The following is a 23,544-nucleotide window of genomic DNA, read 5'->3' as shown; positions in this document are numbered from 1 at the left end:
TCAACCCGCGGCGGGGACCACGTCCCAGTGCTCGCGGATGAGACCACCGTCGACGCGGAAGATGTCGAGGGCGCCGTAGGGGTCATCGGTCTCCGCCCCTACGGACTGCGAGAGCGTCCACACGAGGTCGCCGTCGGCGAGCGAGACGGTGGACTCCATCGCGGGGAGGGACGCCCCGCCGCTGAAGAAGCCCTTGAGGGCCGTTGTGCCGTTCGGTGCGACCGGGTTGTGCTGCAGGTACGCGGGGTCGAACGCACGGTCGAGGATGCTGACGTCGTGGTCGCGGAAGAGGGCGTCGTAGGCATTCACCGCGAAGGCCCGATTCTTCTCCTCCTGAGCTTCACTCGGCGACGGTGACGGTTTCGCCGGCGAGTACAGGTCGCTGAACATGGTGTTGGTATTGCCGCTGGCTGCTTTTCCCTGTGGCACCGGCTGAGTGAACGTCCAGCGCTCGACGATCTTGCCCTTCGAGAGCCGGAAGACGTCTGCCGCTGCCTCACCGGTCCGTTCATCCGTCGGGTCGGCGGTGATCTGGTAGTGGATCGCGACGAGGTCCCCATCGGCCGCCATGTGCTTTGCGACCATCTGCGCACCCGTGACCCGCTGGTGATCCGCGGCGAACTGGGCGAGGAGGCCCGCGGGTCCTGACGCCGAGCCGCTTCCGTGCGCGACGGCATCCTTCGCGACGCTCGTCGCGGCCGCCGCTTGCGCCTCCGCGGAATCGGGATCGTCGAAAGCGACCGAAAACAGCCGCGTCACGACAGCCAGATTCGCCTCCTCCGCCATGGTGTCCAAGCGGCTCACGGTCGAGCCACCGGGTGCCTCTGACGCCGCGCGGGCGGATGAGTCCGGTTGAGCGGTGCGGACGGATGCCGCGGGCACGCCAGCGGCGCATCCGGTCAGCAGAGCGGCACCGGTGAAGACGACGGCGGTGCGCAGAAGCAGGGGCGAGAAGACGCGTGTGCGGGTCATGCCCTCAGCGTGGAACCGCCGTCTGTACGCCGATCACCAACCGGGTATCAGCCCGCTGAGAAAGTGCACCCGGTTCAAGAAAGGGAGAAGACGACCTCGACCTCGACCGGGCTGTCGAGCGGGAGCGCGGCGACGCCGACGGCGGAACGCGCGTGGCGGCCGGACTCCCCGAAGATCTCACCCAGCACCGTGCTCGCACCGTTGATCACGGTGGGGTGGCCGGTGAACTCTGGCACGGATGCCACGAACCCGGTCACCTTCAGAACGCCGGTCAGTCGATCGACACCACCGACGGCAGCAGCGGCAGCCGAGACGGCGTTGAGAGCGCACTGACGCGCGAGGGCTGCGGCGTCGTCAGCGGACACGAGTCCTTCGCCGTCGCCGACCTTGCCGACCACCGGCATCCGGCCCTCGAGCATGGGGAGCTGACCCGAGGTGTAGACGAGATCGCCGTGCACCTTCGCGGGAACGTATGCGGCGAGCGGCGGGACGACCTCTCCGAGCTCGATTCCGAGCTCAGCGAGGCGCGCGGTGACGGACATCAGCCTTCACCGAACTGACGTGCGGCGACAGCGGCGGCACCCAGCCCGGCGTTCGCGGAACCGTCACCGCCCGAAGGGCGCTTGAAGTAGCCGACGAGGCCGCCTTCGGGCCCGGTCACCACCTGGACGAGCTCCCACCCCTGCTTGCCCCAGCTGTTGAGGATGGCAGCGGTGTTGTGGATGAGCAGGGGCGTGGTCATGTACTCCCACGTGATCATTCGGGTCTCCCGGAGGTCGTCGCGGCGCGGCCCTGGCGGGCTCGACATGGGGAGCGTCACCGAGGCATCCCCCAGCTATCTCCCTTACGATCAGCCTATGCCCCACTCGAAACGCACGGCCACCGGTGTGCTCGGAGGCCTCATGGGCCTCATCGGTCTCAGCACCGTGGCCGGTCTCCTCGTCACGGCGACCATCACCCCCGCGATCGCGGTGTCGGGTTATGCCGCTTCGAGCGCCATCGAGATGTTCGACAAGATGCCGAGCTACCTCAAGATCGAGAAGCTCATGCTGCCGACGACGATCTACGCGAAGAACGAAGAGGGCAAGAACGTCCGCCTCACCGAGTTCTACGACCAGAACCGCATCCCGGTGACCTTCGACAAGGTCGCCCCCGTGATGTACGACGCGATCCTCTCGAGTGAGGACAAGAACTTCTACACCCACGGCGGCATCGATCTCATCGGAACGCTCGGCGCCCTCGCACGCAACGCCAGCTCCGGCTCGAACCGCGGCGGTTCCTCCATCACGCAGCAGTACGTCAAGAACGTCCTGCAGCAGACCTGTGAGGCGAAGGCCGTCAGCGCCGAGGAGGTCCGCGCCTGCTACGAGGAGACGACGGCCAACAAGGGCACCGAGGGGTACCAGCGCAAGATCCAGGAGATGCGTTACGCGATCCAGATCGAGAAGGAGTACTCGAAGGACGAGATCCTCATCGGGTACCTCAACATCGCGCACTTCGGCGGTTCGGTCTACGGAATCGGCGCTGCGGCGCGCCACTACTTCGACACCACCCCGGACAAGCTCACGATCGCTCAGGCGGCCGTGATCGCCGGTCTGGTGCAGGAGCCGAACACGCTGCGCATCGACAAGCCGGGCGGCACCCTCACGGCGAAGGACGGGTCCCCGCTCAACGGCAAGGCTGATGGTTACAAGCTGGCCAAGGAGCGCCAGGACTACGTCCTCGATCGCCTCTTCCAGGACAAGAAGATCACCCAGGCCGAACACGATAAGGCGATCAAGGCTCCGATCGAGCCGAAGATCACCTCCCGCCCGCAGGGCTGTTCGGTGGCGAAGGGCTCGGAGTTCTTCTGCGCCTACGTCACCTCGATCATCCGCGGTGATGCGGCGTTCGGCAAGACTCTGAACGACCGGATCGCGGCACTTCGCCGCGGCGGCCTGAAGATCTACACGACGCTCGACACGTCGTTGCAGAAGGCGGCCAACAAGGCGATCTCCGTCGTTCCCGCCAGCGTGTCGTACATGGACCTCGGCGCCTCCGGCGTGCAGGTCGAGGTCGGCACCGGCCGGGTGCTCTCGATGGTGCAGAACCGTCCCTGGAGCGACCAGGCAGACGACAAGAAGACGACCCAGCTCAACTACAACGTGCCCGTCAAGAACGGCGGCGGCGGCCACTCTGCGGGATCGACGTACAAGGTCTTCAGCCTCATCAACTGGATGCAGCAGGGCCACTCGGTGAACGAGGTCCTCAACGGTCGCGTCGGCAAGAAGACCGTGCAGACGTGCGACGGGAACACGCAGACCGTCTACACCGGTGAAGGCATCGGCCCCGACGGCGCCCAGCGCATCGGCAACTTCGAAGGCAACCGGGGCTACACCGGCACCGTCGCCCGTTTCACGAAGGATTCGCTCAACTCCGGCTTCCTGACCATGGCGGAGAAGATCCCGGTGTGCACCACGAACCGGGTCGCCCAGGATCTGGGTGTCACGCTCGGAGACGGCGGGGCGCTCGACGAGCTGAACCGGCCGTACGACGTGCTGGGATCGCAGGCGGTGGCCCCCATCGATATGGCGAACGCCTACGCGACCATCGCCTCGAACGGCACGCTGTGCGCGGCCAAGGCGATCGACCGTGTCGTCGACGCGGACGGCCAGGATCGACCCATCCCCGAGACGAAGTGCGAGCGGAAGCTCAGCGAGGATGTCGCAGCGACCGCGGCGTACGTCCTGCAGAGCGTCATGACCGGGAGCGGCACCGGTAGTGGCGCCCGTACGTTCGACGGTGTCCCGATCTTCGGCAAGACCGGCATCCACCAGTTCATCCACACCTGGATGATCGGGTCGAGCAGCAAGGTGACGACGGCCGTCTGGGTCGGAAACGTCAAGGGCGATGAGCGCCTCGAGAACCACTACGCCAACGGTTCGCGCCTGTCCCGCATCCGCAATCAGATCTGGCCCGCCATGCAGCGCGCCGCCAACGCCGAGTTCGGCGGCGCGGCGTTCCCCGAGCCGTCGAAGGAGCTCACGAAGCGCTCCTACGCGCGGCTGCCGAGCGTCATCGGCCTCGACATCGATGCAGCGACCAAGCGCATCGAGGATGCCGGCTTCACCGTCATCGTGGGCAGCCCGGTCCCGTCGCCCGAGGCGGAAGGAACGGTCGTCGAGCAGACGCCCGGTGCCGGTCGCGTCGTGTCGGGAACGACGGTCACCCTCAGCCCGAGCGATGGTAAGGGCGTCGTGGTACCCGGAGTGAGCGGCACCCCGCAGCAGGCTGCGGATGCGCTCCGCGCAGCTGGGTTCACGAACCTCACACAGAGCTGCACGGCCGCCGATGATGCCCCGGCCGAGGGTGTCGTCACCGGGACCGATCCTGCCGCCGGTCAGACCGTCGCGCGCGACAGCGCCATCGCCATCCAGTTCCAGGCGAAGGACTGCGGCGAGGGCGGTGGCGGCGGTGGAGACAACGAAGACGGCGGCCCCGGCAACGGGAACGCCCCCGGCAACGGGAACGGCCCCGGCAACGGCAACGGCCCGTGAGGTCAGCCGTAAGGACCGCCCTCACCACGCTCGGCGCGGTGGGGGCGGTCGGCGTCGCCGCCGGTGTCTGGGGCGTCGGTATCGAGCGGTACCTCTTCACCGTCCGCCGACACGAGCTGGCGATCCTCCCGGCCGGCAGTCCCTCGGTGACCGTCCTGCACCTCTCGGATGCACACATGGCACCGTGGCAGCACCGGAAGCAGCAGTGGATCGCGGACCTTTCTGAAAAGGTTCAGCCCGACCTCGTGATCAACACGGGCGACAACCTCGGACACGAGGACGGGATCCGCGGCATCCGAGCGGCCTTCGGCCCCCTCCGCGGCGTGCCGGGCTTCTTCGTGCACGGGTCGAACGACAAGGTCGCTCCGGGCAAACGCAACCCGTTCAAGTACTTCAGCGGCCCGTCCGACCACCCCGTGTACGCGCCTGCGCTCGACACTGACGCTCTCGACGCGTACCTGACCGACCTCGGGCAGACGCTCATCGACAACACCGCCGCGAGTGTTCGCGTGGGCGGGCTCCGCATCGACGCCCTCGGGGTCGACGACGCCCACCGCGAATGGGACGACCTGGATGCCGCCCTCACGGCCTTCCAGGCGCTCCCGGAGGGCGAAGGTCCCCGAGTCCGCCTCGGCGTCACCCACGCCCCTTACCGCCGGGTTCTGGACGCCTTCACGGATGCCGGGGCCAACCTCCTCGTGGCCGGACACACGCACGGCGGCCAGGTCCGCGTCCCGTTCGCGAAGAAGGCGCTCGTCGCCAACTGCGACATCCCGCTCGACCAGGCACGCGGCCGGAGCCTCTGGACGCACGACAGCCGGACCATCCCACTGAATGTCAGCGCGGGGCTCGGTCACTCGATCTACGCGCCGGTCCGCTTCGGCTGCCGACCCGAGGCATCCGTCCTCGTCCTGCGGGCTCGGAGCGCTGCCGATTCGCCCGAGAGGCAGTCGGCAGGGTAGACTCGGAGGGTTGCCACGGGGTGTGGCGCAGCTTGGTAGCGCGCGTCGTTCGGGACGACGAGGCCGCAGGTTCAAATCCTGTCACCCCGACCGCAGAGAGGCTCCGCCGGATACCGGCGGGGCCTTTCGCATCCCTCCTCGGAGGGGCCATCGCACCTCCCTCGAAACGGAGCATCATGACCTCTCCCCGCCTCGTCGCCTTCGATCTCGACGACACGCTCGCCCCCTCGAAGACGGCGATCGATCCCCGAATGGGCGATCTGCTTCTGCGTCTCGCCGACCGGGTCGAGGTCGCGATCATCTCGGGTGGACAGCTGCAGCAGTTCAAGACGCAGGTCGTCGAACGCCTTCCCGAGACGGATGCCGCGACACTTGACCGCCTGCACCTCATGCCCACGTGCGGCACCCAGTATTACCGGCTCACCGAGGCGGGGATCGAGACGGTGTACGCGCTGTCACTTACCGGCGACGAGAAGGCCCGCGCCCTGGCCGCCGTCGAGGAGGAGGCGAAGCGCCTCGGCCTGTGGGAGAGCGAGACCTGGGGTCCGATCCTCGAGGACCGCGGCTCGCAGATCACCTTCTCCGCTCTCGGCCAGTCCGCTCCCCTCGACGCCAAGACCGCGTGGGACCCGACGGGCGAGAAGAAGAACAGCCTGCGCGACGCAGTGGCGGCCCGCATCCCCGACCTCGAGGTTCGCTCGGGTGGGTCGACGTCCGTCGACATCACTCACCGCGGCATCGACAAGTCGTACGGCATGCAGAAGCTCGCCGAGCAGACCGGCATCTCCCTCGACGACATGCTGTTCGTCGGAGACCGCCTCGACGAGCACGGGAACGACTACCCCGTGTTGGCCATGGGGGTGGCCTGTCACGCCGTGGAAGGCTGGGAGGACACCGCCGCCTTCCTCGATGAGCTGATCCCCACCCTGCCCCCGCGCTGAGGCCCAGCGCGTCACGCGACGCCGCGGCAAGAGACTCAGCGGAGCCGCTCGCCCGACTCGCGCAGATAGCAGCGCGCGCACATCGACTCGTACGTGACCCGGTCGGCTGACAGCTCGTCGATCGCAACCTGGTCGCCGTCGAAGACGAAGCGACCGCCGACGAGCCGTGCGTTGAAGAGCGCCTTGCTGCCGCACCGGCAAATCGTCTTGAGCTCTTCCAGGCTGTGCGCGAGCTCCATGAGCCGCGCGGACCCCGGGAAGGCGCGGGTCTGGAAGTCGGTGCGGATGCCATAGGCGAGCACCGGGATCCCGTCACTGACCGCGACCCTCAGGAGGTCGTCGATCTGCTCGGGCTGCAGGAATTGCGCCTCGTCGACGAGGAGGCAGGCGACGTCCGTCCGGACGTCGGGGACGAGAGCTGCCTCGGCCTCGCGCTGCACGCGACGACGGTGCTCCGCGAACAACTCGCGGGCGTCGTCCTCGGGCCCGATCAGGAAGTCCACGGTCCGCTCGACGCCGAGGCGGCTCGAAATCTGGTCGGCGCCCTTCGTGTCGATCTCGGGCTTGGCGAGCAGCACGTGCTGACCGCGCTCCTCGTAGTTGAACGCGGCTTGCAGCAATGCCGTCGACTTGCCCGAGTTCATCGCGCCGTAGCGGAAGTAGAGCTTCGCCACGGGCGCGCCTCAGACGTTGATCTGCAACGCGGCTGCCGTCTTCTGAACAACCTCGTGCGCCGTCTCGGGTGCGCTGTTCAGGGTCTGACCGTACGTCGGGATCAGGGCCTTCAACGTGGGCTCCCACGTCGCGATACGGTCGGGGAAGCAGGTCTTCAGCAGACCGAGCATGATCGACGCGCCCGTCGAGGCACCCGGCGATGCGCCGAGGAGTCCGGCGATCGAACCGTCGGCGGAGCTGACGACCTCGGTGCCGAACTGCAGCACGCCGCCCTTCTTCGGGTCCTTCTTCATGACCTGCGCGCGCTGACCCGCCTGGAGAAGCTCCCAGTCCTCGTCGCGCGCGCTCGGCATGAAGTCGCGGAGCGAGTCGACCTTCTTCGCGTGCCCCTTCAGCAGCTCGCTCACGAGGTACTTGATGAGGCCGGGGTTGTCGATCGCGACTTTCAGCATCGGGAGGATGTTGCCCGGCCGCACCTGGGCGACGATGTCCGTCATCCGGCCGTTCTTCAAGAACTTCGGGCTGAACGTCGCGAACGGACCGAACAGGAGCGACGCTTCACCGTCGACGACGCGGGTGTCGAGGTGCGGCACCGACATGGGCGGCGCACCGACGGATGCTTGCGAGTACACCTTCGCCTTGTGCTGCGCGACGAGCTCGGGCTTCGAGGTCTTCAGCCACTGGCCGCCGATCGGGAAGACGCCGTAGCCGGAGATCTCGGGGATCCCGGAACGCTGCAGAAGCTTGATTGCCCAGCCGCCGGCGCCCACGAACACGAAACGGGCGCTGACCTTACCGGGCGTCTTGCCCACCGTATGGCGGTAGGTGACCTCCCACGAACCGTCCTTCTGACGGCTGAGGTTGCGCACCTCGCGGTTGGTCTCGACGTCGACGCCCTGCTCGGAGAGGTGGGCGAACAGCTGCCGGGTCAACGCACCGAAGTCGACGTCGGTGCCGGCCGGCACGCGGGTCGCCGCGAACGGCTCACCCTTGCGGCGCTTCTTCATGAGCAGGGGCGCCCACTCGTTGATGACGCGGGAGTCCTCGGAGTACTCGATGCCGGCGAACAGCGGCTGCTGCTTGAGGACCTCGTAGCGCTTCTTGAGGAAAGCGACATCCTTCTCGCCGCGGACGAACGTCATGTGCGGCGTCGCATTGATGAAGGTGGTCGGCTCGTCGAGGACGCCCCGCTCGATGAGGGCGCTCCAGAGCTGCCGCGACTGCTGGAACTGCTCGTTGATGCCGATCGCCTTCGCGGGGTCGATCGTGCCGTCGGAGGCTTCGGGCGTGTAGTTCAGCTCGCAGAGCGCGGCGTGACCCGTCCCCGCGTTGTTCCACGCGTTCGAGGACTCCTGTGCGACCTCCGAGAGCCGCTCGAAGACGCCGATCTTCCAGTCCGGCTCGAGCTGCTGCAGGAGGGTGCCGAGAGTCGCGCTCATGATGCCGCCGCCGATCAACAGGGCGTCATAGGTCTTCGTCGGGCTCACTGACGCGGCACTGGCCGCTGCGGCGTTCTCGGCGGCGTGATCGTCTGCTCCGGATTTGTCAGTCACGGTCATCCAGTCTACGTCTCCACCACCGCCGAGGACGCCGGGTCACGGCCGTTCCTGCTGCAGGAAAAGGGGTTCTTTCCCCAGGTGAAAGGCGGATGCCGGGGCGCCTGGCGCGCGGGCCGGGCCCCGGCATCCGTCGTCAGACGCGGGCCGCCAGGCTGGCTGCGACCAGCTCGGCGATCTGGACCGCGTTGAGCGCGGCGCCCTTGCGGAGGTTGTCGTTGCTGATGAAGAACACGAGGCCCTTTCCTTCCGGCGCGGACTGGTCGGCGCGGATGCGTCCCACGAGGCTCGGGTCGGCGCCCGCGGCCGCGAGCGGGGTGGGGACGTCGGCGAGCGCCACTCCGGCAGCGTCGGCCAGTACTGCGCGCGCACGGTCGGGGGTGATGTCGCGGTCGAACTCGGCGTGGATGGAGAGCGAGTGGCCGGTGAAGACCGGGACGCGGACGCACGTGCCGGCGACGCGGAGGTCGGGCAGCTCGAGGATCTTCCGGCTCTCGTTGCGGAGCTTCTTCTCTTCGTCGGTCTCGTTGTCGCCGTCCTCGACGAGGCTGCCGGCGAAGGGGATGACGTTGAAAGCGATGGGCGCGACGTACTTCTGCGGGGCGGGGAAGTCGACCGCAGCGCCGTCGTGGACCAGGTTGATCGCCCCGCCCTGAGCGACGACCGACTCGACCTGTCCGAGGAGTTCCTCGGCACCGGCGAGGCCGGAGCCCGATACCGCTTGGTACGTGCTCACGGTCAGGCGCACGAGGCCGGCCTCGACGTGGAGCGGCTTGAGCACGGGCATCGCGGCCATCGTCGTGCAGTTGGGGTTCGCGATGATCCCCTTGGGCAGGTCTTCGATCGCGTGCGGGTTGACCTCGCTGACGACGAGTGGCACCTCAGGGTCCATGCGCCACGCGCTGGAGTTGTCGATGACGACGGCGCCCGCCTCGGCGAAGCGCGGAGCGTGAGCGCGGGAGCCGGTGGCGCCTGCGGAGAAGAGGGCGATTTGGATGCCGGCGGGATCCGCCGTCGCGATGTCCTCGACGACGATCTCGCGGCCGTCGACCTCGATGCTCGAGCCGGCGGAGCGCGCCGTGGCGAACAGGCGCAGCTCACGGATCGGGAACGCCCTGTCGACGAGGATGTCGCGCATCACCGTCCCGACCTGGCCGGTGGCGCCGACGACGGCGACGGAGAATCCCGATTCGGAGAAGACGGTCATGGTGCGGTTCCTCGAGGGTGCGGCGCCGCGCGACAGGACGTCGCGGCAGGGCGCAGGAGAGCGGGTTTCCGCGATTCTACCGGCGCCCCGGGTACCGCGATCCGCATGTGTCGCCGGGGGTCCGTCCGCTACACCCAGGCGCGCAGCTTGTGGGGGTTGCGCATCATCCAGACGTCGGTGACCCGTTCACCGTCGGTGGCGAACGCCACGGCTGCGGCGATGACGCCGTCGACCCGGATCGCGAAGCCGAGGCCGTCCCCCGTGACCGCCGGCTCGTAGACGGCGGTCGGCTGCTTGCGTGCAAGGCCGAGGAGGAAACGCGCAACGTGATCGGCGCCGCGAACCGGCCGCCTCGCCGCGGAGACGACCCCGCCGCCGTCCGAGACGAGCACCACGTCGGGCGCGAGCACCCTTACGAGCGCCTCGAGACTGCCCGTCGCGCTCGCGGCGGCGAAGGCGGCAACCACCTGGTCGTGCCGAGTGCGGGGCACGGTCGCACCGCGGCGCCGACCCACGAGACGACGAGCGGATGCCGCCAACTGCCGGCACGCGGCTGCGGAACGACCGAGCACCTCCGCGATCTCCGCGAACGGCACCGCGAAGACCTCATGAAGCACGAAGGCCACCCGCTCTGCGGGTGTGAGCGTCTCGAGGACGAGCAGAAGCGCGGTCGACACGCTCTCGGCGCCGATCACCGCGTCCGCCGGATCCCCGGTCTCGGAGGACGCGGGCACCGGCTCCGGTAGCCACTCCCCCACGTAGGTCTCGCGCCGTACCCGCGCCGAGCCGAGGACGTCAAGACAGATCCTCCCCGTGACGCGCATCAGCCAGCCCCCGGGGTTGGCGATGGCCTCCCGCTCGGCGTCGCTCAGCCGCAACCATCGGACGTACGCCTCTTGCGCGGCATCCTCAGCTTCGGCGACCGTTCCGAGCATGCGGTACGCGGCGGCGACGAGCACCCGGCGATGGGCGTCGACGTCGCCGACCGACCGCGTTGCGGCATCCGTCATCGCGATCTCCGTCTCCGACCTCACATTCCGGGAGGCTGCATCGTCACCACAGTGACACACCTCGGAAAGGGGCGACATGAAGATCGCAGTTGCAGGCGGAACCGGAACGGTCGGGCGGCTCGTGGTGGAGCGAGCACGGGCGATGGGGCACGACGCGGTCGTCCTCTCGCGGGCGGCAGGTGTCGACCTGCGGGACAGGGCCACGGTAGACCGCGCTCTCACAGGGGTCGATGCGGTCGTCGACGCGGCCAGCGTCGGGACCATGGATGCGGTGACCTCGACGGAGTTCTTCCAGGCGGCATCCGGCACCCTGCTCGACGCGGCCGCCAGCGCCGGAGTCGGACACGCGGTGCTGCTGTCGATCGTCGGCATCGACCGCAACCCCCACGGGTACTACGCCGGCAAGGTGCTCCAGGAGCAGATGTTCGAGGACAGCACGGTGCCGTGGAGCATCCTCCGGGCGACGCAGTTCCACGAGTTCGCCGGCCAGGTCGCCGCGCAGGCCCGCCTCGGACCTCTGCAGCTCGCGCCGCGGGCGCGGGTGCGGCCGGTGGCTGCGGCGGAGGTGGCGGCACGGGTGATCGACCTCGCCGTGGCGGGCGCTCAGGGTCGCGTGTCCGATCTGGCGGGGCCCTGCGAGGAGCGGCTCGATCAGATGATTCGCACGTGGGTGCGGCACAGCGGATCGCGGCGGCCGGTCATCCCGGTGAGCATCCCGGGCGCGCAGATGCGGGGCATGCGCGAGGGGCTCGCCCTGCCGGGCGCGGGTGCGACGATCGCGGGACCGACCTTCGAGGAGTGGCTCAGCGCGCGCGGGTGACCCGCTCCGGACGCCGCCTCAGCGGCCGGTCCCGGCGTGGACGACGGCCTCGGTGTCGCCGTCGAGACCGTACGCGGTGTGCACGACGCGCGCGGCTCCCGCGAGGTCGTCACCGCGAACCACGACTGAGATGCGGATCTCGGACGTCGAGATCATCTCGATGTTGACGCCCGTGGTCGACAGCGCCTCGAACAGGGTCGCCGAGACGCCGGAGTGCGTCCGCATACCCGCGCCGACGACCGAGAGCTTGCCGATCTGGTCGTCGTGGACGAGCTTGTCGAAGCCGACGGCGCTCTGCTCCACCGACAGCGCGCGGAGCGCCGTCGACGCCTCGGCCTTCGGCAAAGTGAACGAGATATCGGTGCGACCGGTCGCTGCGGCCGACACGTTCTGCACGATCATGTCGACGTTCGCGCCGGACTTGGCGACGATCTTGAAGATGTCGGCGGCCTTGCCGGGAACGTCGGGCACACCGACGACAGTGATCTTCGCCTGGCTGAGGTCGGTGGCGACACCGGTGACGATGGGCTCTTCCATCTCTTCTCCCTCTTCGTGGTCGGGGGCGGTCATCCCCGCACCGAGAACATAGGTGCCGACGCCCGAACTGAACGTCGAGCGGGCATGGATCATGACGCCGTGACGACGGGCGAACTCGACGGCGCGGATATAGAGCACCTTCGCACCGTTGGCGGCGAGCTCGAGCATCTCCTCGGACTGGACCGTCGCGAGCTTGCGGGCCTTCGGCACGACGCGCGGATCGGCGGTGAAGATGCCGTCAACGTCGCTGTAGATCTCGCAGACGTCCGCGTTCAGCGCGGCGGCGAGCGCGACGGCGGTGGTGTCGGACCCGCCGCGGCCGAGCGTCGTGATGTCACGGGTGTCGCGGCTGAAGCCCTGGAAACCGGCGACGATGACGATCGCGCCCTCGTCGAGCGCTTCGCGCACCCGCACCGGGGTCACGTCGACGATGCGCGCGGCGCCGTGTGAGCTGTCGGTGATCATGCCGGCCTGGCTGCCCGTGAATGAGCGGGCTTCGAAGCCCATCGAGTTGATGGCCATCGCCAGAAGGGCCATCGAGATGCGCTCACCGCTGGAGAGCAGCATGTCGAGTTCGCGGGGCGCCGGAAGCGGCGAGACCTGCGAGGCCAGGTCGAGCAGCTCGTCGGTCGTGTCGCCCATCGCGCTGACGGCGACGACGACGTCGTTGCCGGAGCGGCGGGCGTCGACGATCCGCTTCGCGACGCGACGGATGCTCTCGGCGTCGGCGACGGACGAACCGCCGTACTTCTGGACGATCAGGGCCATGTCGGATACTCCCGGGTGGATGCCGGGCGGAGCCGGCGGGCGGTGACTCACGCCCGGGCACCATCCTACGGAGGGACGCGTGCGCGCTCGGCCATGTGACGGCGCGGACCGGCCACGCAGGTGCGCTCATTTAGGCTGGCAGGTATGGGACGACGCCAGTTCTTCACGTCGCTGCAGGCTCTCGTCCGCTCCCCCGAGAACTCCTCGCCGTACACCGAGATGCTGCCGGTGATCGACGACGCGTTCGCGGTGGGAGTGCTGGATCTCGGCATCCGCATCGGGGAGTCGATGCTCTCGTCAGGGGCGCCCGCCAGCGAGGTGACCCTCACGATCGTCCGGGTCGCGGGGGTGTACGGGCTGGATCCGGTCCACGTCGACGTCAGCTACAACTCGATCACCGTCGCGCATCACCGAAGCGGCGCAGACCGGCCGATCACCCTCATGCGGGTCGTCCGCAGTCAGGCTCCCGACCACGCCCGCTTGCAGCGGTTGCAGGCACTCGTCGCCGAGATCCGCGGCGGGATGCCCGTGGACGCCGCCCGCGCCGAGTTCCGGGTGATTCGTCGCACACCCTTCGCGTACCACCCGCCCGTCATCGTCGGAGCGCAGGCGCTGCTCGCCGTCGGCGTCGCCCTGATGTTCGGGGCGAACTGGCTCGTGATCCTGCTGTCGTTCATCGCCGCCGGCGGAGCCGCGGTCACCCAGTTCCTCCTCGGACGCGCGCACGTGCCGTTCTTCTTCAGCCAGGTCGCCGGCGCGTTCGTCCTGACGCTCATCGCCGCGGCAGCCCCCCGCCTCGAAGCCACCGGGTGGATGGCCGCGCAGGAGATACGACCGACGGTGATCGTCGCCTCGGGGATCGTCCTCATGCTCGCCGGGCTCACCGTCGTCGGAGCCGCGCAGGATGCGATCGACGGGTTCGCCCTGACGGCGACCGGCCGCATCCTCGAACTCACAACTCAGACCCTGGGCGTCGTCCTCGGCATCCTCGCAGGCCTCGAGACGGCGCGCGTCGTCGGCGCGGGCATGGACGTCCCCAACGACCCGCTCCCCTTCGGGCCTCTCCCCCTTCAGTTCGTGGGAGCCGCCCTCATCGCCGTGTCCGTGACGATCTACAACGGCGCGGGGCTGCGCGTCGTCGCGGTCAGCGTCGGGTTGAGCGTCGTCGCGTGGGTGGGGTACACCGCGGCATCCGCTCTCGGATTCGACACGGCGGCGGCGAGCGGCGTGGGTGCGTTCGCGGGAAGCCTCGTCGGGATCGTGGCCGCCTACCGGCTGCATGTGCCGTCGGTCGCCATCACGACGGCCGCGATCCTGCCGATGGTGCCGGGAGCGGCGGTGTTCCGCGGGCTCCTCGGTGTCGTCGAATCGGGCCGGAGCACGGTGACCCTGCTCCTGGGGTTCACGACCCTCGCCTCGGCCGCGACCGTCGGGATCGCCCTCGCCGTCGGCGCCTCGCTCGGCATCTACGTCGGTCAGCCGCTCCGCGCGTCGCTCGGCTCGGTCATCCGCGCCCGCGCTCGCGAGCGGTCGTGATCCGGCGTCGGCAGCACGCACGCAATATGCTCGCCGCATGAGCTCCCCGAGTGACGAGATCTGGAACCGCGCCCTCGACTTCGACGTGCCGGCCCCGCTCGCCGGCGATCTCGCGGTCCGACGGGCCCTGACCTTCCACGGCATGGTCCACAACGGTGGGCTCTGGTACGCGATCGAGGTTCACGCCGCCGACGAGGAGTTCCCGCTCGACGCGATCGCCGAGGCCTACCGCACGCTCGGCCTCGAGGCGACCGCAGAGGCGGTGGACCGCGCCGCGGCGGAGTACGAGCAGACCACCGGCATCGGCGACGACGACGCGTGGGCTGAAGCCGAGGAGCGCATCAACGAGGATTACCGCATCGATGACGCGGACATCTCCGCCGCGATCGAGCGGACACTCGCGCAGGAGCCGGAGCTGTTCGCGCCGACCGACTGAGGGTCAGACCGCGCGTCGACCTTCGAAGGCGCGCCCGAGGGTGACCTCGTCGGCGTATTCGAGGTCGCCGCCGACCGGCAGACCCGACGCGAGTCGGGTGACGCTGATCTCGAGCGTCCGGAGCAGCCGGCTGAGATAGGTTGCTGTCGCTTCGCCCTCGAGGTTCGGGTTCGTGGCGAGGATGACCTCCACGACCGTTCCGTCGGCGAGGCGCTGCATGAGCTGCGTGATACGGAGGTCGTCGGGGCCGATGCCCGCCATCGGGCTGATCGAGCCGCCGAGCACGTGGTAAAGCCCCCGGAACTCGCGGGTGCGCTCGATGGCCGAGACGTCCTTCGCGTCTTCGACGACGCAGATGAAGGTGCGGTCGCGGCGCGGGTCGCGGCAGATGGAGCACTGCGTCTGCTCGGAGACGTTTCCGCAGATCTCACAGAAACGCACGCGCTCACGGAGCTCGGAGAGCAGCTGCGCCAACCGGGACACATCGAAGGACGGGGTCTGCAGGATGTGGAACGCGATGCGCTGCGCCGACTTCGGACCGATGCCCGGAAGGCGGCCGAACTCGTCGATCAGGTCTTGGACGATGCCGTCATACATGGGTCAGTTGAACCTCGTCGGAGGAGTGTACGACTCTTCGCGCACGAAGCGCGCCCCCAGGAGCTGACGAACAGCGGCTTCGCCGACCCGCTCGATCCCTCCCGGCTTCGGCCCACGCGACGGCTCGGGAGCGAGCCGGGGCGGCGGCGTCCGCACGGGAACCGGTGCGTCCGCATCCACCGGCGGCGGCACGTCGTCCTCATCGTCGTCGGGCGCCTCGGCGGGCAAGACGTCGCCCTCGCGCTGGACGGTGAGTGTACGCACCGGCGCCGGAGCGGCATCCTCGGGCTCGTCGTCGACGGCGAACTGGGCTGAGGCCGCGCCATCGTCGGTGGGGATCGGTGCGACGGCCCACTCGGTCACGGGCGCTGCCGCCGCGGAGGCGGAGCGGGGCGCCGACGCGGGACGGGATGCCGCAGCCGGAACCCCGTAGCCGCCCTCGGGAGCGTCGGGCTCGGGCGGCGCATCGGGGCCCACACCGCCGGGCGGCGGCGGGGTGGGGTCGGTGTCGTGGCGGGTCAGGTACTTCACCCGCACGCCCAGGACGGCGAGGATCGCGGTGCGGAGGTCTTCGCTCGGCCCCTTGCCGCCCGTGAGCTTCTTGAACGACTGCACGTCGGCGTGGCTCTGGAACGACAGGGTGAGGATGTCGCCCTCCGCGTACGCGACGGGGCGCGACGCCGTCGCGATCATCCACGACGTACGGCTGAGATCCTCGAGCCGGCGGAGGATCTCAGGCCACGAGTCGCGGATCTGCTCGAACGTCACGGGACCGCTCGGGACGGCGGGCTCGGGTGTCGCCGCGGCGGGTGCCGGTTCGGGCTCAGGAGCCGCGACAGGGGTCGAGGGAGCCGGGGCCTGTGTCGCCGGGACCGGTGCCGCCGGGGCGGGGGCCTGTGCCGCCGGTGTGACGCGGGGCGCTTCGGTGCGGGGCGGCGCGGCGGCGGGAACGGATGGTGCGGGTGCCCCGGCATCCGTTGCGGCGAGAACACGCGCCACGAGAAGTTCGAGCTGCAGACGCGGCGAGGTCGTGCCCGTCATGTCATCGAGGGCGGTGACGACGAGATCGGCGATGCGCGACAGGCGGTCAGTGCCGAACGCGGCGGCCTGACGCGCCATGCGCTCGAGCTCGTCCACGGGGACGCCGCGGAGCACGGCGCGCGCTCCTTCACCGGTGGCGGCGACGATGATGAGGTCTCGCAGGCGCTCGAGGAGGTCGTCGACGAAACGACGGGGGTCCTGACCGGTCTGCACGACCCGGTCGACAGCGCCGAACGCGGCGGCCGCATCGTGCGACGAGAACGCGTCGACGACCTCGTCGAGCAGCTCGGCGTGCGTGTACCCGAGGAGGGAGACCGCGCGCTCGTAGGCGACGGCCCCGTCTTCGGAACCGGCGATCAGCTGATCGAGCAGCGACAGCGTGTCACGCGGCGAGCCGCCGCCGGCGCGGACGACGAGCGGAAGGACGCCGGGCTCGACGGTCACGCCCTCGGTCGCGCAGAGCTGCTCGACGTATTCGAGCATCGCCGCGGGCGCGACGAGACGGAACGGATAGTGGTGGGTGCGCGAGCGGATCGTGCCGATGACCTTCTCGGGCTCGGTCGTCGCGAAGATGAACTTGACGTGCGCCGGGGGCTCTTCGACGAGCTTGAGGAGCGCGTTGAATCCCTGCGCCGTGACCATGTGGGCCTCGTCGAGGATGAAGATCTTGAACCGGTCGCGCGCGGGAGCGAAGACGGCGCGCTCGCGGAGATCGCGGGCATCGTCGACACCGTTGTGGGATGCCGCGTCGATCTCGACGACGTCGAGCGATCCGCCGCCGCCGCGGCTGAGCTCGACGCACGAGTCGCACGTGCCGCACGGGGTGTCGGTCGGTCCCTGCGCGCAGTTGAGGCAGCGGGCGAGGATGCGCGCCGACGTCGTCTTACCGCACCCTCGAGGACCCGAGAACAGGTAGGCGTGGCCCACGCGGTCGCTGCGGAGTGCCGTCATGAGCGGCTCGGTCACCTGGCCCTGCCCGATCATCTCGCCGAAGGTCTCCGGGCGATAGCGGCGGTACAGAGCGGTGGTCACCACAACAGACTACGGCGTGGTGCCGACATCCGATCCGGCGTTCGTCCCTCGACGGCGGCAGCGATCGCGTCGCGGTCGGCACCCGCGGCCAGGAGCGCCGCCAAGAGGATCCGCGCCTGGCCCGGACGAAGCGTCGGGGAGTGCATCGCGCCGGCTGCGGCGAGGTCCGCACCGCCCCCTCCCCCGCCGTACGACGGAACGAGGAGCCCCCGCGGGACCCGACTCGACACGACGACGGGGATGCCGGCCGTCACCGCGTCTCGGACGGCCGCGACGACCGTGGGGGTCGTGTTGCCCGACCCGAGCGCTTCGAGGACGAGACCGTCGGCACCGGCGGCGAGGCTGGCCCGGAGATGCACGTCGTCGGCGCCCGGGGGCAGGGCCACGACGTCGACCCGCAGGCGGGACACGTCGCCGGGCAGGTGCGGCACCGTGGCGGCATCCCGCCGCGAGTGACCGAAGGCGTCGGCGCGGTCGGTCGTCACCTTCGAGAGCCCCCACGTCGAGAGGATGCGGCCGCCGAACGCGACCCACACGCCGGGGACGGCGGCCCGGGTGGCTGCGAGCGCGACCCGAATGTTGTCGGGTCCGTCCGAGGCCGGGTCGTCGGCGGTGAACTGCGCACCCGTGAAGACGACGGGGATCCGGGGCAGCCCCACCTGGAGGGCCGCGAGCAGCGACGTCTCCTCGAGCGAGTCCGTGCCGTGGAGCACGAGCACACTGTGCACCGCGTCGTCGGCCACCGCCTCGGCCACGGCGTCGACGATGTGCTGCATGTCGGCCAGAGTGAACGTCGCCGAGTCCGCCGCGAGGGCATCGACGACCCGCACGTCATCATCGGGGGCGAGGCCGTGGAGCAGAGCGCTCCCGCCGAGGACGGGAGCGCTCGATCCGTCCGGCGACCGGCGGCTCGCAATGGTGCCGCCGGTCGCGATGACGACGAGGTGGCGCCTCGTCACGCGCCGCCCTCGTCGCTTCGCTGCAGGGCGGCGATCGTGCCGGTCTGCTGGGCGGCCAGCATCCGGATACGGTCGCGCATGAGGAACCAGCCGCCGATGAGCGCGGGCACGATCACGATGAGAGAGCCGACCGTGAAGGAGCCGATCGGGTAGTCGAGCGACATGAGGACGATGACCGACGCGAGGAACACGAGGGTCACCCATCCCGTGTACGGGGCTCCCGGCATCCGGAACGACGGGCGCTCGATGACGCCGGCCCGAGCCAGTCGCTGCAGCTTGATCTGGCAGAGGACGATGACGGCCCAGGCACTGATGATGCCGAGCGCCGAGACGTTGAGGGCGATCTCGAACGCGTCCGACGGGTAGAGCGCGTTGAGCACGACGCCCATGGCCGTGACGACCGCGGTGACGGCGATGCCCATGTACGGGACGCCGGCGCGGTTCATGCGCATGAGGGGTGCGGGAGCGGAGCCCGTGACGGCCATCGAGTGCAGGATGCGCCCGGTCGAGTAGAGCCCCGCGTTGAGCGACGACACGACGGCCGTGAGGACGACGAGGTTCATGATCACGTCGGCGCCCTGCACGCCGATCGACCCGAAGAAGGTGACGAATGGGCTGACACCGGACTCGTAGCTCGTGTACGGCATGAGAAGAGCGAACAGCAGCACCGATCCGACGTAGAAGACAGCAAGGCGGAAGACGACGGCGCGGATCGCCTTGGGCATGATCGTCCGGGCATTCTCGGTCTCGCCCGCGGCGGTGCCGACGAGTTCGATCGACGCGTAGGCGAAGATGACGCCCTGCACGACGATGAGCGCGGGCAGGATGCCGTTGGGGAACACGCCGCCGTTGTCGGTGATCAGGTGGAAACCGGGGGTCGTCCCCGCGACGGGCGTGCCGGTGACGACGAAGAAGATGCCGACGACGAGGAAGGTCACGAGCGCGGCGACCTTGATGACCGCGAACCAGAATTCGAGCTCGCCGAAAACCTTCACCGAGACGAGGTTCATCGCCAGCACGAGCACGAGGGCGACCAGAGCGAAGACCCACTGCGGGATGCCGGCGAAGGCGGGCACGTACTGCTTGAAGAAGTTCATGTACAGCGCGACCGCGGTGACATCGGCGACCGAGGTCATCGCCCAGTTCAGCCAGTACATCCATCCGGCGGCGAACGCCATCTTCTCGCCGTAGAACTCGCGGGCGTACGAGACGAACGACCCCGTCGAGGGACGGTGGAGGATGAGCTCGCCCAGTGCACGCATCACGAGGAACGCGAACACGGCGCAGACGGCGTAGACGAGGACGAGGGCGGGTCCCGCCTCGGCGAGCCGACCGCCCGCGCCCATGAACAAGCCGGTGCCGATCGCACCGCCGATGGCGATCATCTGGATCTGACGGGGCCGGAGGCCCTTGTGGAACCCCGCCCCCTCAGCCTGCGCGATCGAGGCCGTGCGGAGCAGTGCGGCATCCGTCTCCGTCGGAGTCGACTCCGTTGTCATGGGAACTCGCTTTCTCGTCTCGTCGGCACCGTCGCCGCGAGGGGATGTGGTATCTGCCTTACAGGTTCGGGAACACTGAACACCCGCAACCCGCAATCCGTCAAGTCTGAGACCGATATCCACGGTCGAAAAGGCGAATCTGTCTGATAGGTTTGCGCCGTTCGTCCACCTCGAGGAAGAGAGCGACATGACGACCACGCGCACCGAATCCGACCTGCTGGGCCCGGCGGAGATCCCCGCCGACGCCTACTGGGGAGTCCACACCGCCCGCGCCCGGGCCAACTTCCCGGTGACCGGCGTGCCGATCGGTACCTACCCGTTCCTCCTTCGCGGCCTCGCCTATGTCAAGGAGGCCGCGGCCCTCGCCAACCGCGACCTCGGCCTCCTCGACAGCGACCGAGCCAACGCCATCTCGGTAGCGTGCCGCGAGATCCGCGAGGGAGCACTCGCCGACCAGTTCGTCGTCGACGTCATCCAGGGCGGCGCCGGCACGTCGACCAACATGAACGCGAACGAGGTCATCGCCAACCGGGCGCTCGAGATCCTCGGCCACGCCAAAGGCGAGTACTCGCACCTGCACCCCAACGACCACGTCAACCTCAGCCAGTCGACGAACGACGCCTACCCGACCGCGATCGACGTCGCGCTGATCGAAGGCGTCGACAGACTGGACGCCGCGATGGGCGTGCTTCACGAGGCTTTCGCAGCGAAGGCCGCCGAGTTCTCGGGGTACGTGAAGATCGGTCGCACGCAGTTGCAGGATGCCGTCCCCATGACACTCGGTCAGGAGTTCGGCGCGTTCGCGGTCATGCTCGACGAGGACCGGCACCGGCTGCGGGAGTCCGCGCAGCTGCTGCTGGAAGTGAACCTCGGCGCGACGGCCATCGGCACGGGCCTGAATGCCCCCATGGGTTACGGGCCGGTCGCCGTGGCACACCTCGCCGAGCTGACCGGCCGCCCGTTCACGTCTGCGACCGACCTCGTCGAGGCCACGCAGGACCCGGGCGCGTTCGTGCACCTGTCGGGGATGCTCAAGCGCATCGCCGTGAAGCTCTCCAAGACGTGCAACGACCTCCGCTTGCTGTCGTCGGGCCCGCGGGCGGGTCTCGGCGAGATCACGCTCCCCGCCCTGCAAGCGGGGTCGAGCATCATGCCGGGCAAGGTGAACCCCGTCATCCCCGAGATGGTCACGCAGGTCGCCTACACGGTGATCGCCGACGACCTCGCCGTGACCCTCGCCGCCGAGGCCGGGCAACTGCAGCTGAACGCGTTCGAGCCGGTCATCGTCCGCGCCCTGTCGCAGAGCATCGCGCACCTGACCGCCGCGTGCCACCTGCTCGCCGAGCGGTGCGTCAGCGGCATCCAGGCCCGCCCCGAGGTGATGGCCGCACGGGTCACCGACTCGATCGGTCTCGCTACCGCGCTGAACCCGCTCATCGGCTACCGCGCGGCGACCGAGGTCGCGGGCGACGCGCTCCTGTCCGGGCGGACCGTCCCCGAGGTCGTGCTCGAGCGCGGGCTCCTCTCGCCGGAGGCGCTGGCGGCGGCCCTCAGTCCCGCGAACCTGGTTCCGACGGCGTCAGCGGGCTGACGACCCGCTCGACGGCGCCGAGGTGTGCGCGCATCGCCTCGCGTGCTTCGATCGCCGAGCCGATGCCGATCGCCTCGGCGATGGCGCGGTGCTCGCGCGACGACGGTTCGCGCCGGTGGGCGATGAGGTTCACGACGCCGGATTGGTGGCTGAGGGCATCACGGATATCGCCGACGGCGCGCGCGAAGACCGCATTCCCGGATGCCTCGGCCACGAGCACGTGGAAGCGGGAGTCGAGCTCGACCCACTCCGCGGGATCGGTCGTCGCGTCCATTTGATCGCAGAGAGCGGCCAGATCGGCGCGCTGCTGCTCGCTTCGCCGCTCCGCGGCGAGGCCCGCGGCGGGCACCTCGATGTGCGGGCGCGCTTCGCTGAGGTCCCGTGGCGAGAATCCCCCGTAGCCGAGCGCAAGGGCCGGCCGGTCGGAGGCCACGTAGGTGCCGCTGCCGGTGCGGGTGCGAGTAAGGCCGAGGGCCTGGAGCGAACGAATGGCCTCGCGAACGCTCGGACGACTCACGCCGTACCGCTCGGCGAGAGCCGCTTCGGAGGGAAGTCGCTCCCCGACCGCGAGGCGGCCCGCGACGATGTCCTCGCGGAGCCCCTCGAACACGCCGTCGGCGGCGCGGGCACCCACGGAGGACGAGCTCATGCTGCTCCCCGGGTCCGCCACATCACGCGCCATCCGGTCAGCCTAACGGGCAGTCGCGGCACGCTCGGCCGGGCCGCGGGAACAGGCCACCGCGAGGCGATGTTGCACGGGTCATGCCCGCCACCCCTGTCGACGTCGTCGTGATCGGCGCCGGCCAGGCCGGTTTGAGCGCCGCGTACCACCTCCGCAGACGCGGGTTCGTCCCGCTCGGTTCGTCGGCAGACGACGCCCCGACGTTCGTCGTCCTGGACGCGGAGGCACGGTCGGGCGGGGCCTGGCAGCACCGTTGGGCGACGCTGCGGATGGGGACGGTCAACGGCATCCATGAACTCCCCGGTTACGCGGTGCCTCCCGCAGACCCGCTCTCTCCCAGCCGCGAGGTGCTGCCGGACTACTTCGCCGAGTACGAAGCACGTTTCGACCTGCGTGTGCACCGGCCCGTCCGCGTCCGCGCCGTACGGCGCGAGGACGACGACCCGCATGGGCGACTCCGTGTCGCGGCGGAGGATGCCGGGCGCCCCGTCTCATGGTCGGCGCGCTACGTCATCAACGCGACCGGCACGTGGCGGAAGCCCTTCTGGCCGACCTACCCGGGCCAGGCGTCGTTCGCAGGACACCAGCTGCACGTGCACGACTACCGCTCGGCGGAGGAGTTCCGCGGACAGCGGGTCGTGATCGTGGGGGCCGGTGTCTCCGCGATCCAACTGCTCGACGAGATCTCGCAGGTGACCGACACGTTGTGGGTCGCCCGCGCCGAACCGCAGTGGGGCGCGAAGGCGTTCGACACCGCCGCGCGGATCGAGGCGATCGCCGGGGTCGAGGAGCGCGTGCGCCAGGGGCTCCCGCCGGGCAGCGTCGTCTCGGTCACCGGCGCGCACTGGTCGCCGTGGGCTCAGGCCGCGAACGACCGCGGCGCTCTCGTGTGGCATCCGATGTTCACCGCCATCGAAGCCGACGGGGTGCGGATGCCGGACGGCACCCTCGAGCCCGCGGACGTCATCCTGTGGGCCACGGGCTTCCGCGCCGACATCGCCCACCTCGCCCCGCTGGGGCTCCGCACCGCCGCCGGTGGGGTGCGCGTCCGAGACACCCGCGCGACCGACGAGCCCCGACTGTTCCTGATCGGCTACGGACCGTCGCAGTCGACGATCGGCGCGAACCGTGCCGGCCGCGACGCGGTCCGCGCGATCGTGCGGGACCGCACCGCGGCGACGGTCTGA

21 protein-coding genes and 1 tRNA gene are annotated in these 23,544 nt (G+C 69.6%); 9 read left to right on the top strand and 13 right to left on the bottom strand.

The window, feature by feature from the left end:
- The 3 genes from MO1_RS06825 to sp36 form a co-directional block, all read right to left on the bottom strand.
- The gene (locus MO1_RS06825; RefSeq protein WP_036313406.1) at positions 1-972 is read right to left on the bottom strand and encodes a nuclear transport factor 2 family protein; all 972 of its coding nucleotides are present in this window, start codon (positions 970-972) and stop codon (positions 1-3) included.
- Positions 973-1,046: 74 nt separating this feature from the next.
- Entirely contained in the window at positions 1,047-1,514 is a 468-nt protein-coding gene (locus MO1_RS06820) for a RidA family protein (protein ID WP_036313403.1), read from the bottom strand.
- The gene (sp36, locus tag MO1_RS06815) at positions 1,514-1,732 is read right to left on the bottom strand and encodes a Sp36 family protein (protein WP_036313401.1); all 219 of its coding nucleotides are present in this window, start codon (positions 1,730-1,732) and stop codon (positions 1,514-1,516) included. The genes MO1_RS06820 and sp36 overlap by 1 nt, the downstream gene beginning before the upstream one ends.
- Positions 1,733-1,829: 97 nt before the next feature.
- On the opposite strand from sp36, the gene MO1_RS06810 reads away from it, so the two are divergent.
- The 4 genes from MO1_RS06810 to MO1_RS06795 all read left to right on the top strand — a co-directional run bounded on the left by MO1_RS06810 (position 1,830) and on the right by MO1_RS06795 (position 6,411).
- Positions 1,830-4,508 carry a transglycosylase domain-containing protein gene (locus MO1_RS06810; protein ID WP_060915596.1) on the top strand — a complete coding sequence of 893 codons (2,679 nt, stop codon included), beginning with the start codon at positions 1,830-1,832 and terminating at the stop codon, positions 4,506-4,508.
- Positions 4,505-5,470 (top strand): metallophosphoesterase, encoded by a 966-nt coding sequence (locus MO1_RS06805; protein WP_060915595.1) that lies wholly within the window; start codon positions 4,505-4,507, stop codon positions 5,468-5,470. The genes MO1_RS06810 and MO1_RS06805 overlap by 4 nt, the downstream gene beginning before the upstream one ends.
- Positions 5,471-5,486: 16 nt before the next feature.
- A tRNA-Pro gene (locus tag MO1_RS06800) sits at positions 5,487-5,560 on the top strand.
- 86 nt (positions 5,561-5,646) lie between these two features.
- On the top strand, positions 5,647-6,411 hold the full coding sequence (locus tag MO1_RS06795; protein WP_036313394.1) for an HAD-IIB family hydrolase: 765 nt from the start codon (positions 5,647-5,649) through the stop codon (positions 6,409-6,411).
- A gap of 35 nt (positions 6,412-6,446) precedes the next feature.
- On the opposite strand, the gene MO1_RS06790 is transcribed toward MO1_RS06795, so the two are convergent.
- The 4 genes from MO1_RS06790 to sigJ all read right to left on the bottom strand — a co-directional run bounded on the left by MO1_RS06790 (position 6,447) and on the right by sigJ (position 10,883).
- Positions 6,447-7,085: a thymidine kinase gene (locus MO1_RS06790; RefSeq protein WP_036313391.1), complete on the bottom strand. Its 639-nt coding sequence runs from the start codon at positions 7,083-7,085 to the stop codon at positions 6,447-6,449.
- Positions 7,086-7,094: 9 nt separating this feature from the next.
- Positions 7,095-8,645, bottom strand: a complete 1,551-nt coding sequence (locus MO1_RS06785) for a malate:quinone oxidoreductase (protein WP_060915594.1) — start codon at positions 8,643-8,645, stop codon at positions 7,095-7,097.
- Between the two features lie 133 nt (positions 8,646-8,778).
- Positions 8,779-9,849 (bottom strand): aspartate-semialdehyde dehydrogenase, encoded by a 1,071-nt coding sequence (locus MO1_RS06780; RefSeq protein ID WP_036313386.1) that lies wholly within the window; start codon positions 9,847-9,849, stop codon positions 8,779-8,781.
- Between the two features lie 128 nt (positions 9,850-9,977).
- Positions 9,978-10,883 carry an RNA polymerase sigma factor SigJ gene (gene sigJ, locus MO1_RS06775; RefSeq protein WP_255209236.1) on the bottom strand — a complete coding sequence of 302 codons (906 nt, stop codon included), beginning with the start codon at positions 10,881-10,883 and terminating at the stop codon, positions 9,978-9,980.
- 52 nt (positions 10,884-10,935) lie between these two features.
- Here sigJ and MO1_RS06770 point away from each other — a divergent pair, with 52 nt between their 5' ends.
- On the top strand, positions 10,936-11,679 hold the full coding sequence (locus MO1_RS06770) for an SDR family oxidoreductase (RefSeq protein WP_060915592.1): 744 nt from the start codon (positions 10,936-10,938) through the stop codon (positions 11,677-11,679).
- A gap of 18 nt (positions 11,680-11,697) precedes the next feature.
- Here MO1_RS06770 and MO1_RS06765 read toward each other — a convergent pair whose 3' ends face one another.
- Positions 11,698-12,984 carry an aspartate kinase gene (locus tag MO1_RS06765; RefSeq protein WP_036313381.1) on the bottom strand — a complete coding sequence of 429 codons (1,287 nt, stop codon included), beginning with the start codon at positions 12,982-12,984 and terminating at the stop codon, positions 11,698-11,700.
- Positions 12,985-13,128: 144 nt separating this feature from the next.
- On the opposite strand from MO1_RS06765, the gene MO1_RS06760 reads away from it, so the two are divergent.
- Both MO1_RS06760 and MO1_RS06755 read left to right on the top strand, forming a co-directional pair.
- A complete protein-coding gene (locus MO1_RS06760) occupies positions 13,129-14,520 on the top strand; it encodes a threonine/serine exporter family protein (protein ID WP_060915591.1) in 1,392 nt (463 codons plus the stop codon).
- A gap of 37 nt (positions 14,521-14,557) precedes the next feature.
- Positions 14,558-14,956: a DMP19 family protein gene (locus tag MO1_RS06755; protein ID WP_060915590.1), complete on the top strand. Its 399-nt coding sequence runs from the start codon at positions 14,558-14,560 to the stop codon at positions 14,954-14,956.
- Between the two features lie 3 nt (positions 14,957-14,959).
- On the opposite strand, the gene recR is transcribed toward MO1_RS06755, so the two are convergent.
- The 4 genes from recR to MO1_RS06735 are packed head-to-tail and all read right to left on the bottom strand — an operon-like array spanning position 14,960 to position 20,084.
- Entirely contained in the window at positions 14,960-15,553 is a 594-nt protein-coding gene (gene recR, locus MO1_RS06750; protein WP_036313373.1) for a recombination mediator RecR, read from the bottom strand.
- Between the two features lie 3 nt (positions 15,554-15,556).
- Positions 15,557-17,626 (bottom strand): DNA polymerase III subunit gamma and tau, encoded by a 2,070-nt coding sequence (locus MO1_RS06745; RefSeq protein ID WP_174520562.1) that lies wholly within the window; start codon positions 17,624-17,626, stop codon positions 15,557-15,559.
- Positions 17,623-18,585 (bottom strand): asparaginase domain-containing protein, encoded by a 963-nt coding sequence (locus tag MO1_RS06740; protein ID WP_060915588.1) that lies wholly within the window; start codon positions 18,583-18,585, stop codon positions 17,623-17,625. Before MO1_RS06740 ends, MO1_RS06745 begins: the two co-directional genes overlap by 4 nt.
- Positions 18,582-20,084: an amino acid permease gene (locus MO1_RS06735; protein WP_060915587.1), complete on the bottom strand. Its 1,503-nt coding sequence runs from the start codon at positions 20,082-20,084 to the stop codon at positions 18,582-18,584. Before MO1_RS06735 ends, MO1_RS06740 begins: the two co-directional genes overlap by 4 nt.
- A gap of 187 nt (positions 20,085-20,271) precedes the next feature.
- Here MO1_RS06735 and MO1_RS06730 point away from each other — a divergent pair, with 187 nt between their 5' ends.
- On the top strand, positions 20,272-21,675 hold the full coding sequence (locus MO1_RS06730) for an aspartate ammonia-lyase (protein ID WP_060915586.1): 1,404 nt from the start codon (positions 20,272-20,274) through the stop codon (positions 21,673-21,675).
- Here the strand turns inward: MO1_RS06730 and MO1_RS06725 are convergent.
- Entirely contained in the window at positions 21,635-22,324 is a 690-nt protein-coding gene (locus MO1_RS06725; protein ID WP_060915585.1) for a FadR/GntR family transcriptional regulator, read from the bottom strand. The two genes, MO1_RS06730 and MO1_RS06725, sit on opposite strands and share 41 nt — an antisense overlap.
- A gap of 113 nt (positions 22,325-22,437) precedes the next feature.
- Here MO1_RS06725 and MO1_RS06720 point away from each other — a divergent pair, with 113 nt between their 5' ends.
- Positions 22,438-23,544, top strand: a complete 1,107-nt coding sequence (locus tag MO1_RS06720; RefSeq protein WP_060915584.1) for an NAD(P)-binding domain-containing protein — start codon at positions 22,438-22,440, stop codon at positions 23,542-23,544.

Source organism: Microbacterium oleivorans NBRC 103075, from assembly GCF_001552475.1.
GTDB classification, from domain to species: Bacteria; Actinomycetota; Actinomycetes; order Actinomycetales; family Microbacteriaceae; genus Microbacterium; species Microbacterium oleivorans.
This window is presented reverse-complemented; position numbering and strand designations above follow the sequence as displayed.